General features: G+C 36.7%; 14 protein-coding genes. 9 read left to right on the forward strand and 5 right to left on the reverse strand.

The window, feature by feature from the left end:
• Nucleotides 1-15: 15 nt before the first annotated feature.
• The 5 genes from secD to clpA all read left to right on the forward strand — a co-directional run bounded on the left by secD (nucleotide 16) and on the right by clpA (nucleotide 6,768).
• Entirely contained in the window at nucleotides 16-1,869 is a 1,854-nt protein-coding gene (gene secD / locus BN1208_RS05725; protein WP_046488698.1) for a protein translocase subunit SecD, read from the forward strand.
• A 2-nt stretch (nucleotides 1,870-1,871) separates the two neighbouring features.
• Nucleotides 1,872-2,810 (forward strand): protein translocase subunit SecF, encoded by a 939-nt coding sequence (secF, locus tag BN1208_RS05730; protein ID WP_046488700.1) that lies wholly within the window; start codon nucleotides 1,872-1,874, stop codon nucleotides 2,808-2,810.
• Nucleotides 2,811-2,823: 13 nt separating this feature from the next.
• Nucleotides 2,824-4,101, forward strand: coding sequence for an HlyC/CorC family transporter (locus BN1208_RS05735; protein WP_046488702.1), 1,278 nt, complete (start codon nucleotides 2,824-2,826; stop codon nucleotides 4,099-4,101).
• 75 nt (nucleotides 4,102-4,176) lie between these two features.
• Nucleotides 4,177-4,491 (forward strand): ATP-dependent Clp protease adapter ClpS, encoded by a 315-nt coding sequence (gene clpS, locus BN1208_RS05740; RefSeq protein WP_046488703.1) that lies wholly within the window; start codon nucleotides 4,177-4,179, stop codon nucleotides 4,489-4,491.
• A gap of 9 nt (nucleotides 4,492-4,500) precedes the next feature.
• A complete protein-coding gene (gene clpA, locus BN1208_RS05745; RefSeq protein WP_046488704.1) occupies nucleotides 4,501-6,768 on the forward strand; it encodes an ATP-dependent Clp protease ATP-binding subunit ClpA in 2,268 nt (755 codons plus the stop codon).
• On the opposite strand, the gene BN1208_RS05750 is transcribed toward clpA, so the two are convergent.
• Both BN1208_RS05750 and BN1208_RS05755 read right to left on the reverse strand, forming a co-directional pair.
• Nucleotides 6,765-7,367: a glutathione S-transferase gene (locus tag BN1208_RS05750; RefSeq protein ID WP_046488705.1), complete on the reverse strand. Its 603-nt coding sequence runs from the start codon at nucleotides 7,365-7,367 to the stop codon at nucleotides 6,765-6,767. The two genes, clpA and BN1208_RS05750, sit on opposite strands and share 4 nt — an antisense overlap.
• Nucleotides 7,367-8,380: a quinone-dependent dihydroorotate dehydrogenase gene (locus BN1208_RS05755; RefSeq protein ID WP_046488706.1), complete on the reverse strand. Its 1,014-nt coding sequence runs from the start codon at nucleotides 8,378-8,380 to the stop codon at nucleotides 7,367-7,369. The genes BN1208_RS05750 and BN1208_RS05755 overlap by 1 nt, the downstream gene beginning before the upstream one ends.
• Before the next feature lie 46 nt (nucleotides 8,381-8,426).
• On the opposite strand from BN1208_RS05755, the gene BN1208_RS05760 reads away from it, so the two are divergent.
• The gene (locus BN1208_RS05760; RefSeq protein ID WP_046488707.1) at nucleotides 8,427-9,578 is read left to right on the forward strand and encodes a JmjC domain-containing protein; all 1,152 of its coding nucleotides are present in this window, start codon (nucleotides 8,427-8,429) and stop codon (nucleotides 9,576-9,578) included.
• 89 nt (nucleotides 9,579-9,667) lie between these two features.
• Nucleotides 9,668-9,799 (forward strand): hypothetical protein, encoded by a 132-nt coding sequence (locus BN1208_RS07430; protein WP_262981973.1) that lies wholly within the window; start codon nucleotides 9,668-9,670, stop codon nucleotides 9,797-9,799.
• Nucleotides 9,800-9,852: 53 nt separating this feature from the next.
• Here BN1208_RS07430 and BN1208_RS05765 read toward each other — a convergent pair whose 3' ends face one another.
• Genes BN1208_RS05765 through dapA form a run of 3 tightly spaced genes read right to left on the reverse strand, consistent with a single transcriptional unit; the run spans nucleotide 9,853 to nucleotide 12,778 of the window.
• Nucleotides 9,853-10,623 carry an MBL fold metallo-hydrolase gene (locus BN1208_RS05765; RefSeq protein ID WP_046488709.1) on the reverse strand — a complete coding sequence of 257 codons (771 nt, stop codon included), beginning with the start codon at nucleotides 10,621-10,623 and terminating at the stop codon, nucleotides 9,853-9,855.
• A gap of 2 nt (nucleotides 10,624-10,625) precedes the next feature.
• On the reverse strand, nucleotides 10,626-11,903 hold the full coding sequence (gene bamC, locus BN1208_RS05770; RefSeq protein ID WP_046488710.1) for an outer membrane protein assembly factor BamC: 1,278 nt from the start codon (nucleotides 11,901-11,903) through the stop codon (nucleotides 10,626-10,628).
• A complete protein-coding gene (gene dapA, locus BN1208_RS05775; RefSeq protein WP_046488713.1) occupies nucleotides 11,900-12,778 on the reverse strand; it encodes a 4-hydroxy-tetrahydrodipicolinate synthase in 879 nt (292 codons plus the stop codon). Before dapA ends, bamC begins: the two co-directional genes overlap by 4 nt.
• Nucleotides 12,779-13,016: 238 nt before the next feature.
• Between dapA and rsxA the strand changes: the two genes are divergently transcribed.
• Complete coding sequence (gene rsxA / locus BN1208_RS05780) at nucleotides 13,017-13,598, forward strand: electron transport complex subunit RsxA (RefSeq protein ID WP_046488715.1); 582 nt, start codon at nucleotides 13,017-13,019, stop codon at nucleotides 13,596-13,598.
• Nucleotides 13,598-14,155 (forward strand): electron transport complex subunit RsxB, encoded by a 558-nt coding sequence (rsxB, locus tag BN1208_RS05785; protein WP_046488717.1) that lies wholly within the window; start codon nucleotides 13,598-13,600, stop codon nucleotides 14,153-14,155. The genes rsxA and rsxB overlap by 1 nt, the downstream gene beginning before the upstream one ends.
• The last annotated feature ends 5 nt before the right edge of the window (nucleotides 14,156-14,160 follow it).

Here is a 14,160-nt window from a genome sequence, read left to right on the forward strand (position 1 = left end):
TAGCTTAAGTTCATCATGAATCAATATCCTAAATGGAAGTATGGTCTTGTCTTAGTTGCAATTTTTATTGGCCTTATCTACTCAATTCCTAATTTTTTTGGGGAATCGCCTGCAGTTCAAATCATGCCAACCAAGTCATCAGATAAATTAGATTTATCTATATTGGCGTCGATTGAAGGTAGTTTAAAAGAAGCAAATCTTCCTTTCGATGGCATCGTTCAAGAACCCAATGGCATTAAAATTAAATTTGCAAATCCTGATAACCAGCTTAAAGCAAAAGATATTCTTCAAAATGCTCTGGGCGCTAACTATGTAATCGCACTTAACCTGGTTTCTAAATCGCCTTCATGGCTATCTAAAATTGGTGCTATCCCAATGTATTTGGGTTTGGATTTAAGAGGCGGCGTGCACTTTCTTCTTCAGGTAGATATGAAAGCTGCATCGGAACAAGCAGCTGAAAGTAACCTTAATGATTTTCGCATGGCGCTCAGGAAAGAACGTATTTCTTATATTGGTGCTTCTAGATTAAATGAAATTGTAAAACTTCAGTTCGACAGCCAAGAAGATCTCGAAAAAGCTAAAAAAATTATCAAAGTAAATTATCCAGATTTAATGGTCAATGAATCATCGGTTGGTAAAGATAAAGCGCTTGACATTAGTATGAGTGAAATGGGCAAGAAAAAAATTCAAGAATTTGCGCTTAAACAAAACTTACAAACACTTCATAACCGAATTAACGAACTTGGCGTTGCAGAGCCTATCATTCAACAACAAGGTTTAGACCGAATCGTGGTGCAACTCCCCGGTGTTCAAGACACAGCAAAAGCCAAAGAAATTCTTGGCCGAACAGCGACACTCGAAATCAGATTAGTCGATGAAGATAAAACAGATATCGCTACATTAGAAAGCGCTCAAAAAGGGAATACACCTTTTGGTGACGATCTTTTTAAAGACAGAGACGGTAGACCCATTCTCGTTAAGAAAAACGTATTACTGACAGGTGAAAGAATCACAGATGCTGGGCCTGGTGTTGATCAACAATCAGGAAGATCTGTTGTACATGTCACGCTAGACGGAAGAGGCTCAAACATATTTAAACAAGTCACGCGAGAAAATGTAGGTAAGCGTTTAGCTATTCTTCTTGTAGAAAAAGGACAAACGGAAGTGGTTACAGCGCCTGTCATCCAACAGGAAATTGGTGGTGGTCGAGTACAAATTTCTGGTATGAATAGTCCTCAAGAGGCTACTGATATATCTCTTTTATTAAGGGCCGGGGCTTTGGCAGCACCAATGCAAATTATTGAAGAGCGAACAGTGGGTCCTAGCATGGGGGAAGAAAATATTAAACGCGGTGTTCACTCGACTTTATGGGGTTTTGCAGCTATTTCAATCATGATGATTATTTACTACATGGCCTTTGGTGGCGTTTCTATTTTTGCGCTTGCTGTAAATTTATTATTACTCGTCGCTTTATTATCTATTATTCAAGCGACCCTAACACTTCCTGGACTAGCAGCGATTGCCTTAGCATTAGGTATGGCGATTGATGCAAATGTACTCATTAATGAAAGAATCAGGGAAGAACTTAGAAATGGCAATACGCCGCAAGCAAGTATTCATGCTGGTTATGATCGGGCTTTTGATACTATTCTAGACTCTAATGTCACGACATTAATTGCAGGTCTCGCCTTATTCATGTTTGGTACAGGTCCTATTAAAGGGTTTGCTGTTGTTCACGTATTAGGTATTTTAACTTCTATGTTCAGTGCTATTTTAGTATCAAGAGCGATTGTCAATATTATGTATGGTTATCGTCGCAAAATTGATAAATTGTCTATTGGTCAAATCTATAGGCCAAAAGAAGATTAATTATGGAATTATTTAGAATAAAAAAAGATATTCCTTTTATGAGTTACGGTCGATTAACCACGACCATTTCTCTCATTACGTTTATTATTGCTGTCCTCTTTTTAAGCATTAAAGGCCTTAATCTTGGTGTAGATTTTACTGGTGGCACACTTATGGAAGTAAGTTATAGCCACCCAGCAGATATCGATAAGATTCGTCAAGTCATGGATAAAATTGATCTTAAAGACACGACAGTACAAAACTTTGGTACAAGTAAGGATGTATTAATCCGCTTACCTATTCGACAAGATTTATCTATCGCTCAATTATCAGAAAAAGTATCGGCAGCACTTATTGAAAGTGATAAAGATACAAAAATACAAAGGGTAGAGTCTGTCGGATCGCAAGTTGGGGAAGAGCTCTATGCAAATGGTGCGCTCGCTCTGCTTCTTGTATGTTTTGGAATTATTGCTTATCTTGCATTAAGATTTGAATGGCGTTTTGCAGTTGCTGCAATCATTGCCAATATGCATGATGTCATAATTATTTTAGGCTTCTTTGCATTTTTCCAATGGGAATTTAACCTCACTGTCCTCGCAGCTATCCTTGCTGTATTAGGTTATTCTGTAAATGAATCGGTTGTGGTTTTTGATCGCGTCAGAGAAAACTTTAAAAAAATGAGAAAAGCTAATGTGGTTGAAGTAATTGACAATGCAATCACAAGAACAATGTCTCGCACTATCATCACGCATTTGATGACTCAAACAATGGTGTGCTCGATGTTATTTTTTGGCGGAGAAACGCTTCATAACTTTGCTCTTGCATTAACTATTGGTATTTTATTCGGCATCTATTCATCAGTACTTGTCGCATGTCCAGTTGCAATGTGGCTTGGCGTATCTCAGCGCAATCTCGTTCCAGATCAATCCAAAGAAGATACGTCAAAAGAAATTAATCCATAAGTTTTTTTAAACTTTGAATACCCTTTCTATTAGTTATCAATTTGTCATTCTTATAGCTTTGCTGGCTATTGCTGCTTTTTTCTCGCTTGCTGAAACAAGCTTAATGACACTCAACCGCTATCGATTAAAACATTTAGTCTCTCAGGGCAATCATGCCGCAATACTCACAAATAAATTACTCTCTTCGCCTGCAAAGCTTTTAGGCGTCATTCTCCTTTGTAAAGAATTTGCAAGTGCAGCGTCTGCAATGATTGTGACTATTATTACAGTGCGCCTCTATGGAGAAGGACAAATAGCACTTATGGCTGGAACCTTAGTGACCACATTCTTAATTCTCATTTTTGGTGAAGTATCTCCAAAAGTTATTGCAGCTTCCAAGCCAGAACGATTTGCATTTTTCTGCGGCTATATCCTCTACCCTCTTTTAAAAATTCTTTATCCAATTGTGGCAGTAGTAAACTTTTTTGTATTAAGTTTTGTAAAAATATTTAATGTCAAACTTGATTTGAATAACAATCTTCATGCAATATCAATGGATGAATTAAGAAGTATTATTTCTGAAGCAGGTCAATTCATTCCGAATCAGCATCGCAAAATACTACTTAATGTATTTGAGCTCGAGCGTATCACGGTAGACGACATTATGATTCCGCATACTTTTGTTGAAACAATTGATTTTGACTTAATGGATGAAGAAATTATTCAGAAATTACTTACTTTCCAGCACAGCAGAATACTGGTAAAAACAAATTCGCCTGACAGTATCTTAGGGTTACTTAATACTCAAAAAATTATTAAGCAACTTAATATGCATGATGCTTTAAATAAAATTACAAAGGATGATTTAAAAGAGCTTATTTCAGAACCTTACTTTATTCCATCTGGTACACCTTTATACAATCAAATGCAGCACTTTCAGGACAGGCAAGAAAGAATTGGTTTAATTGTAAATGAGCATGGCGAATTTATTGGCCTTATAAGCCTTGAGGATATTTTAGAGGAAATTGTGGGTGAATTTAACTTAGATTTTCTTTCGAAATCATCTAAATTTACTCAAGACGAAGATGGGGGGTGGATTGTAGATGGCAGTGTAACGATTCGAACACTTAATAAAAAATTGGATCTTCAATTCCCAATTGACGGGCCTAAGACATTGAATGGCTTGGTGTTAGAATACTTTGAAGATATCCCAGAACCGAATACAAGTTTCAAAATTGCCAACCATACTATGGAAGTTCTTCAGTCTCACGACCGAATTGTAAAGAGCATAAAAATCTATCCTCTGTCGTAATTTTTTTAAAATTCTCCTGAAGAATTGCTTGAGTTTTTATTTTTTTTAATCACAATAATAAATAGGGATTAACTCATGCCAAAAGTAAATGCAACTGAAGACCTAAAGCTTAGTCCAAAGAAAGCTAAGACTAAACTTCCTAGCATGTATAAAGTTATTATACTGAATGATGACTTTACGCCTATGGAATTCGTTGTGAATACAATTCAGCGTTTTTTTAATAAAAGTGTTGATGAGGCTACTCGTATAATGTTAAAAATACATACAGAGGGCTTGGGTGTATGTGGAATATTTCCTATAGATATTGCAGAAACAAAAATGAATCAAGTGCTAAACTATGCTAAAGAACACCAACATCCTTTGCAATGTATTATTGAAAGAATTGATTAAATTTAAATTATGATAGCTCAAGAACTCGAAGTAAGCCTGCATATGGCATTTATGGATGCAAGACAAAAGCGTCACGAACTTATTACGGTTGAACATTTGCTTCTTGCTATGCTTGATAATCCTTCTGCAGCAGAAGTACTTAAAGCCTGCGGCTCAAATGTTGAAATTCTCAGAAATGAATTAACTCAATATATCGACGAACATACGCCAACTATATCTGGCGAGGATGAAGTTGATACACAGCCCACGCTTGGATTTCAAAGAGTCATTCAAAGAGCAATGCTTCATGTGCAATCCTCTGGCAAAAAAGAAGTCAATGGAGCAAATGTATTAGTTGCAATTTATGGCGAAAAAGATTCACATGCAGTTTACTTTCTTCATCAGCAAGGTGTAACACGCCTTGATGTCGTTAATTTTATTGCGCATGGAGTATCTAAATTAAATGAGGGTGAAACTCCTAAACCATCTACAGAACAAGAAAGTGATCAAGAATCATCCAGTAGCAAAGCTCTAGAAACTTACACGGTTAATCTTAATAAGATGGTTTTAGCCGGGAAAATTGACCCTCTGATTGGTCGAGATTCAGAAATTGAGCGAGTCATCCAAACTCTCTGCAGAAGAAGAAAAAACAATCCTCTTTTGGTAGGTGAAGCCGGTGTTGGAAAGACTGCAATTGCTGAAGGACTTGCAAAAAGAATTGTAGACAAGGAAGTGCCTACCATCCTAGAAGGGACAACCATATTCTCGCTCGATATGGGCACATTGTTAGCAGGCACGAAATACCGGGGAGATTTTGAGCAAAGACTCAAATCTGTGATGAAGCAACTCAATGAACATAAAGATGCTATTTTATTTATTGATGAAATTCACACGCTCATAGGGGCTGGATCTGCAAGCGGAGGAACGCTCGATGCATCTAACCTACTTAAACCAGCATTATCAAACGGAACTATTAAATGTATTGGTGCGACGACTTATCAAGAATATAGAATGGTTTTCGAAAAAGATCATGCGCTCGCAAGAAGATTTCAAAAAATTGATGTTAATGAGCCAAGCATTCTTGATACGATTAATATTCTTAAAGGCCTTAAAACTAGGTTTGAAAAACATCACAACGTAAAGTATTCTGTTGCAGCAATTCATAGTGCAGCCGAACTTTCTGCAAAATATATTAATGATAGGCATCTTCCTGATAAAGCGATTGATGTCATTGATGAGGCAGGTGCTGCTCAGAGAATACTTCCAAAAAATAAACAGAAGAAAGTAATCACTAATAAAGAAATTGAAGAAGTCGTAGCTAAGATTGCTAAGATCCCTCCAAAAAATATTTCCAATGACGATAAGCATGCTCTAAAAAATCTCGAGCGCGATCTTAAAGCAGTTATTTTTGGTCAAGATAAAGCGATTGAAAATTTATCTAGCGCTATAAAAATGACAAGAAGTGGATTGGGCGTTCCAAATAAGCCTATAGGTAATTTCCTTTTTAGCGGACCAACAGGTGTTGGAAAAACAGAGGTAGCTCGCCAACTGGCTTACATCCTAGGGATTGAACTCGTTCGTATCGATATGAGTGAGTATATGGAAAGGCATGCAGTATCAAGACTTATTGGGGCTCCACCAGGTTATGTTGGATTCGAGCAAGGTGGCTTAATGACGGAAGCTGTCAATAAACAACCTTATTGCGTTCTTCTTCTTGATGAGATTGAAAAAGCGCACCCTGATATCTTTAATATTCTCCTACAAGTGATGGATCATGGATCTTTAACAGACAGTAACGGTAGAAAAACAGACTTTAGAAACGTTACCCTGATTATGACAACCAATGCTGGTGCAGAGTCTTTATCAAAAACTTCTATGGGATTTACACAGTCTAAAAAAATGGGTGACGAGCAAGCGGAAATCAAACGCTTATTTACCCCTGAATTTAGAAATAGACTTGATGCAACTGTATCATTCGCGCCTCTCAGTCATGATGTCATTTTAAAAGTTGTCGACAAATTCCTGATGCAGCTTGAAGATCAGTTACATGAGAAAAAAGTAGACGCAACTTTCACGGAGTCTCTCAAATCATACCTAGCCAAAAACGGCTTTGATCCGAGTATGGGAGCAAGACCCATGTCTCGCCTCATTCAAGATACAATCAGAAAGGCCCTTGCAGATGAACTACTCTTTGGTAAGCTCACTAATGGTGGCAATGTAATCATTGATATTGATAGCAATGACAAAGTGAAATTAATTTTCGAAGAAGAAAATAAAGCCATTCTTCAAGAGTCTTAATTTTTCTTCATCACCTCTTGAAACATTTCGGTGTTTTTAAAATCGTTTAGCCATTTTTTTAATTCTTGATACTTAGAATTTAAAAACCAATCCTCATCTACCAATGCAAATTGTCTTATAAATGGAAAGATTGCTACATCAGCAAAAGTTATTCTTTCTGCCATTAAGTAATGATTAGTTTGTAATTTATCGTTTAATAAATTCAGAAAAATTTCACATTGAGAGCGATAGTGCTCTTTCGAATGCTCTGGAAAACGATCGGCATATTTATATCTATCTAAATTTTTCTTAAAATTAAGATCATTTTCATCAATGAGTTTACGGCTAATATTCTCATCATTTAAAAGCCAACATGCTGGATCGTTTTGGTTTAGAGCCCATAACATAATCTCAAGACTCTCTTCGATGACTTCGCCATTTACATCTACCAATACGGGAACTGTTCCTTTAGGGCTTAATGCTAAGAATTCGCTTGATTTATCTTTGAGTGAAATTTCTATAGATTCATAATCAATATTAGCTTGATGCAAGGCCATTCTTGATCGAATGGCATAAGGGCAGCGCCTATAGGTATATAACCTTGGTTTAATCAATATCATTAACCAATGGAATGGCAAGCATCAAGAATGAGCTTTCTTCCTTGGTAAATTAGGCCTGAATACATTTGAACAAGCTCAGCACCTGCATTTATTTTTTCTGCTGCATCTTCTCCAGAAGATATACCACCCACACCAATAATTGGAACTTCTCCTTGAAGCCTTAAATAAAGCTCGCGAATAATTGAGTTGGACATATTAAATAAAGGCTTGCCTGACATACCACCAGCTTCTTTTCCATTAGAAAGATCACTTACTGAATCTCTATTAATAGTTGTATTAGTTGCTATGACTCCATCAATTCTATTTTTGATGATGCTTTTCGATATTGCATCTAAATGCTTAGATGTTAAGTCAGGTGAAATTTTTAAAGCAATAGGTACATAGCGCCCATAATAATCATTCAATCTAGTTTGCTCTTGTTTAAGTTGGCCTAATAAAATATTAAGCGCTTTGGTTTCCTGGAGATCTCTTAAATTTTTTGTATTAGGTGAGGAAATATTGACTGCAATATAATTTGCGTACTGATATACCTTTTTCATACATAAAATATAATCCTCAGCAGCTCTTTCTATAGGGGTATTAAAATTCTTACCGATATTAATTCCAAGTACGCCTTTATATTTACTCAATCTTATATTTTCAACTGCAGCATCTACACCTATGTTGTTAAAGCCAAAACGGTTAATAATGCCCTGAACCTCGGGCAACCTAAATAATCGAGGTCTTGGATTACCTGGTTGAGGTCTTGGGGTGATGGTTCCAACTTCAATAAAGCCAAAACCTAATTTACCTAAGGCATCAATATGGCTTGCATTCTTATCTAGGCCTGCAGCAAGTCCCACAGGGTTTTGAAAGGGAATCCCCATGACAGTTCTAAGCCTCGAAGGATGAGGGGCTTTTAAGAAACTCAGCAAACCCATTTTATTAGAAAGAGATAGTGCCTTAAGGGTTAAGTCATGCGAAAATTCTGCATCAAACTTAAATAATAGCGAACGAATTAATTGGTGGCTCATAACACTGTTATTTTAACTTAGGAAGTTATAAGGCTAAATAAATATTATGCGATTAGATCGTAAAAATCATATTCTAGGAAAAATATCTAACGATGTCTTCCTAAAAAAATATTGGCAAAAAAAACCTCTTTTAATTAGGGATGCAATTAAGAATTTCAAATCCCCAATTACAGAAAAAGATCTTTTTAGAATAGCGCAAAACGAAAATGCAATATCTCGTCTGATTGAATTCAAACGGGGTATTTGGCAAGTCAAGTATGGTCCTTTTAAAAAATCAGATGTCCCTAAAAAAATTAACACGCCCTGGACGATACTTGTTCAAAATATTAATCATCATCTTCCTTTTGCTGAGTCATTTTTAAATCTTTTCAAATTTATACCTTATGCTCGTCTTGATGATTTGATGGTGAGCTTTGCTACAAAAAAAGGCAGTGTCGGCCCTCACTATGACTCTTATGATGTATTTCTATTTCAAGCGCATGGCGAAAGAGAATGGAAAATTAGTGATCAAAAGAAATTTTCTTTAGATAAAAAATCAGCTATTAAGATCATTACTAATTTTAAGACTAAAAATTCATGGGTACTTAAGCCAGGTGACATGCTGTATTTGCCTCCCAATGTAGGTCACTGGGGTATATCTCAAAGTGATGATTGCCTAACTTATTCAATTGGATTCAGAGCGCCTGGGACATTTGAGATCCAATCTAAATTTTTAGATTTTATTCAAGATAACCTCATTACAAATCAAAATGATCTTTATAAAGATCCGAATTTAAATCTTCAAAAAAATCCTGCTGAAATCAATTCAAATATGATAAAAAAAATTCAGCAGATTGTGAATCAATTGCGCTGGAATGCGAAATCAATTAATACTTTTATTGGTCAACTACTCACAGAGCCAATCGAAGGTGCTATTTTCGAGACTTCTAAATCTATGACAGTTGAAATTTTAATAAAAGATCTTGAAAAAAAACCCCTAAAACTTAATCCAAAAACAAGAATGCTTTTTATAAAAAATAATTTTTACATTAATGGTGAACTGATTGAGGCTGATAAGAAGAGCATCGTGTATCTAAAACAACTTGCAAATGACAGAGAAATCTCAATCAAGTCTAGTTTGAACAAAAAGGATTTGAACGCTTTGGGGATGGTCTTGCTACCCCTCTATCTCTCGGGATTTATTGATTTTATTCAATAATATTAACTTTCTCGCTTATTTTGTTGTAGAATATTTTGTAGGGAGTCGTTTATAGGCCCCGAATTCAACATTAATTTTAAGGATTAAAAATGACACGTTCACTACTTATCGCTTTACTATTAGCTATTGGTTTAACTGCTTGCGGCAAAAAAGAAGAAGCTGCTCCTGCTGCTGATGCAGCTCCAGCTGCTGAAGCTGCTCCAGCTGCTGAAGCTAAATAATAGATAATTAATCTATTGTTTTAATAAAAAAGCCGGTTTCTAACCGGCTTTTTTTATATTACTTGCCACGAAGTCCCATCGGCTTGCGTTGCAATCTTTATCCAATCCCGTTCGCATCCTATTTTTCCTACAATAGCTTCTTTCACTAAATCCTCAGTATTGTTTTTCTCGCTAAGATGAGCTGCCACGAGATGCTTTAATTGTTTGAATTGAATTTTTCCCAAAATATTCGCTGCTGTTTGATTGTCTAAATGGCCCAATTTGCCACTTATTCTCTTCTTAAGGCTAAATGTATATTCGCTTGATTCAAGCAAATTAAGGTCGTGATTAAATTCAATAATGAGAGCGTCGAGGTGCTGGAGCATATTTTCAATGTGAGGCGTTGAAGAGCCTGTATCCGTTAGAATGCCTAATTTACGATTGCCGTCGCTCAATGTAAATTGAGTAGGCTCTCTTGCATCATGAGGAACTGGAAAGGGCTGAACTGTAAAGTCTTCTATTTCAAATGCATTGTGGCTATCAATCATATGAAAATCAATTTCATAAGATTTAATCATATGTTTTTCACACATTTTATATGTGCCATAGGAAAGCCAAATGGGGATCTTAAATTTGTTTGCTAGTTTAAAAGCGCCTTTGACGTGATCTTCATGCTCATGAGTTAAGAGAATGCCTGTAATACTTTCAGGAGTCTCATTAAGTCGATCTAATCTAGATACGACATCTTGAATTGCAAAACCGCAATCCACCATTAATAGTGATTTGTTTTGCTTAACTACAAATGAATTGCCAGCACTTCCGCTACCTAAAGATGCGAATTGCATCTTTATTTTAATTGATCATAAAGAAGCGAGATGATTCGATTTGCGGTAGAAGACGTATTTTTCTTACCGTCCTGGTACTCAATCACAACTTGAGAGCCACCGTTATCTATAGAGATAATTTTAATGCGATATTGTTTTTCTGGATTAGTTTTTTCTTTGTCACTACCACCCCAGAATTTCAGCCTTTCAGATAAAGGCTTTTCTTTGATTTGACTTGTATCTTTAGCTTGCTTATCTTTTTTATCGTCGTCACTCCAGAACATAAGAGAGTCTAGAACGCCTTTTTTCTTCTTAGGACTGTCATCAATATCAACATCAGCATATTTTACAAAATAGATTCCGTTTGATCTGTCTTTATCTTCGATCACAAATCCAATGATATCTAATGCCAAGCCAACTCTGCGCCACGCGCGGTCAAATGGATCTTGAATTTCGACTGAGGAGCTTCCATCTGCCTCTTTTTTAATTTCAGCTCTCTTTTGGCTGATAGGTGCGGCAATAATTTCTTTTGCTCGCTTATCTGCGAGGCCGAGTTTCACCATGAGTCTTCGTAAAAGTTCAGCATCTAACTCATCAGATCTAGAATCGACTTTTGAATCTTCTTTGGATTTTGAGTCATTTTTATAGCCCATATCCACAACTCCGTAGGGCGTCCGAATTTTTTCTTTACCGTCATCTGGAGCAGTATCAATACTTCGGTGTGTCATATAAATTTCAGTTGTCCCATCTTGAAGACCGCGCTCAAGCCGAGTTCTAAACTTTTTACGGTTAGCCGTTCCTGATGCAAGTGAATCAAGCCATGCGTCAAATTTATCAAGTGTTCCCTTATTATCATTGGTCATAAGATCACCTTCTTTAATCCACTCAGTTTCCATGACACCTACTTCTGGATTTTCTTTTTTTACGGCAAATCCCATGTCTATCCAAAAGTCACGAATTAATGGCCAAATTTTCTCAGCAGGCGCATTAACGACGAGCCATCTTTGAGCCCCCGCTTTTACAATCTTCATCCCCTCTGGATTAGGTAAAATTTTTGGCTGGCCATTATCTTGTTGCTGACCATTTTTAAAATCTGAATAACTTGTGGAACCAGGGATTGCGTATGCATCATTTGTTGTAGCTGAAGTTAAATCAGGAGGCACTTCTAGTGGGCGAGATCTACCAGTCGCTTTATAGTCAGGCGCTGTGACTCGCTCTACAAAAGGAATATTTTCGCAGCCATTCAAGAGTAAAAATAACGGTAATGCATAGAACCATTTGCTTTGCGCGAGTAATTTCATTGAATATGAGCTTCCTTCATAGCAGTTTGAATAATTTTGTGATGCTCTTGATTAAGTTCCACTAAAGGTAATCGAATGCCTTCTTTAATAAGACCCATTATTTTAAGTGCCCATTTTACAGGGATTGGATTCGACTCTATAAACAGATTTGTATGAAGGGAAAACAATTGCTGGTTGATTTCGATAGCTTTTTCGTTCTGTTTAGACATGGCACATGCGTACATTTCATGCATTAATTTAGGGGCGACATTTGCTGTGACAGAAATAACACCCTTGCCACCAAGAAGCATAAAGGACAAAGCGGTAGCATCATCCCCACTTAATATTGAAAAATGAGATGGTAATCTCTTAATCAGATCTATACCCCGAGTCATATCTCCTGTTGCATCTTTAACGCCAACAATATTCGGAATTTCGCTCAATTTTAATACTGTATCGTTTTGTAAATCACAGCCTGTTCTGGAAGGAACGTTATAAAGAATTTGATCAATAGCAACCTCATTAGCAATCTTAGTAAAGTGTTGCAAAAGTCCTGCTTGATTCGGCTTGTTGTAATAAGGTGTGACTAACAAACAAGCATCCGCACCTAGGCGTTTCGCTTCTTTTGTAAGGTCTATGGCTTCCTGTGTAGAGTTAGCGCCTGTACCCGCTATGACTGGAATCCTTTTATTAGCGTACTTAACCGTCGTTTCAATAAGCTGGCAATGTTCTTCATAATTCACTGTGGGTGATTCGCCTGTTGTACCCACAATAACAATACCATCTGTACCTTCATTAATATGAAAGTCAATTAACCCATGAAGCGCATCGATATCAAGACTTTCGTCAGGAAACATAGGGGTAACAATTGCAACAATACTGCCTTGAGGTGACATGAGATTGGCTATTAATTAGTAAAGTCGCTATTTTAACTTAAATAGCTAAACACCAAAAAAATTGATCATTTACTATATATAAAATAGTTATATTACTATAAAACTTTATTCTTTGAAGTAATATAGAATTATTGGTATATTTAAGCTATTAAAAAGATCCTAAACTTCCAAAGGACTTAACAGTCAGAGAAATGACCTATCAATATTTTAAGCAATTTTAAACGTATAATTTATCTTTATGATCCAACACTATTTCTTAATTATCATTAGCACGGTATTGGTCAACAATATCGTGTTAGTGAAAATATTAGGGCTTTGCCCTTTTATGGGGGTATCTAAGAAACTAGAAACATCAATCAGCATGTCTGCTGCCACTGCTTTTGTATTAACTATAGGCTCAATGACTAGCTGGGCAATTAATCACTATCTTCTTGAACCTAACGATCTTATCTACTTAAGAACCATTTCATTTATTGTAGTCATTGCAGGCGTTGTTCAGTTTACTGAAATGCTTATGGAAAAAAACTTCCCCTTACTCTATCAAGTGTTAGGTATTTTTCTCCCTCTTATCACCACTAATTGTGCTGTATTAGGCATTCCTCTTTTGAACGCGCAATCAAGTCAGACACTTATAGAGTCAGCATTATTTGGCTTTGGGGGTGCGATTGGTTTTTCAATAGTACTCATTCTATTTGCATCATTAAGAGAGCGCCTAGATGGTGCTGAAATACCAACTGCCTTCAAAGGCACTGCCGTAGCTCTTGTCACAGCGTCCATTATGAGTCTGGCATTTATGGGTTTTGCAGGTTTGGATCGCTAATGTTTACCGCACTTCTTGTTATGATTTTTCTTGCTGTCCTTTTGGGATTGGTCTTAGGTTATTCAGCGATTAAATTTAAGGTAGATGGCGACCCCATGGTCGCAAGAATTGACGCGATACTTCCACAAACACAATGTGGTCAATGTGGCTACCCTGGCTGTAAACCCTATGCAACTGCTATTGCTAAAGGTGAGGCTGATATTAATCAATGTCCTCCAGGGGGCGACACCGGCGCTAAAGCATTAGCAGAGCTGATGGGTGTTGAATTTAAACCGCTCAATCAAGAGCATGGTGTACAAAAACCAAAATCAGTTGCCTTGATTGATGAATCAACTTGTATTGGTTGTACTCTTTGTATTCAAGCGTGTCCGGTTGATGCTATTTTAGGTGCTGCGAAACAAATGCATACCATCATTGCGAGCGAGTGCACAGGATGCGAATTATGTTTACCTCCTTGTCCGGTCGATTGCATCACCATGGAGCCTGTCCTTGAAAATTCTCAATCATGGAAATGGAAATACCCTGTCTATAACATTCAAAACGCTAATGGAGCTTAAGCTAT

This window comes from Candidatus Methylopumilus planktonicus (assembly GCF_000981505.1).
In the GTDB taxonomy this organism is placed as follows: domain Bacteria; phylum Pseudomonadota; class Gammaproteobacteria; order Burkholderiales; family Methylophilaceae; genus Methylopumilus; species Methylopumilus planktonicus.

Coding starts and splice junctions, on each gene's coding strand:
- secD (WP_046488698.1), top strand. CDS start 16: ATGAATCAATATCCTAAATGGAAGTATGGTCTTGTCTTAGTTGCAATT.
- secF (WP_046488700.1), top strand. CDS start 1,872: ATGGAATTATTTAGAATAAAAAAAGATATTCCTTTTATGAGTTACGGT.
- clpS (WP_046488703.1), top strand. CDS start 4,177: ATGCCAAAAGTAAATGCAACTGAAGACCTAAAGCTTAGTCCAAAGAAA.
- clpA (WP_046488704.1), top strand. CDS start 4,501: ATGATAGCTCAAGAACTCGAAGTAAGCCTGCATATGGCATTTATGGAT.
- BN1208_RS05750 (WP_046488705.1), bottom strand. CDS start 7,367: ATGATATTGATTAAACCAAGGTTATATACCTATAGGCGCTGCCCTTAT.
- BN1208_RS05755 (WP_046488706.1), bottom strand. CDS start 8,380: ATGAGCCACCAATTAATTCGTTCGCTATTATTTAAGTTTGATGCAGAA.
- BN1208_RS05760 (WP_046488707.1), top strand. CDS start 8,427: ATGCGATTAGATCGTAAAAATCATATTCTAGGAAAAATATCTAACGAT.
- BN1208_RS07430 (WP_262981973.1), top strand. CDS start 9,668: ATGACACGTTCACTACTTATCGCTTTACTATTAGCTATTGGTTTAACT.
- BN1208_RS05765 (WP_046488709.1), bottom strand. CDS start 10,623: ATGCAATTCGCATCTTTAGGTAGCGGAAGTGCTGGCAATTCATTTGTA.
- bamC (WP_046488710.1), bottom strand. CDS start 11,903: ATGAAATTACTCGCGCAAAGCAAATGGTTCTATGCATTACCGTTATTT.
- dapA (WP_046488713.1), bottom strand. CDS start 12,778: ATGTCACCTCAAGGCAGTATTGTTGCAATTGTTACCCCTATGTTTCCT.
- rsxA (WP_046488715.1), top strand. CDS start 13,017: ATGATCCAACACTATTTCTTAATTATCATTAGCACGGTATTGGTCAAC.
- rsxB (WP_046488717.1), top strand. CDS start 13,598: ATGTTTACCGCACTTCTTGTTATGATTTTTCTTGCTGTCCTTTTGGGA.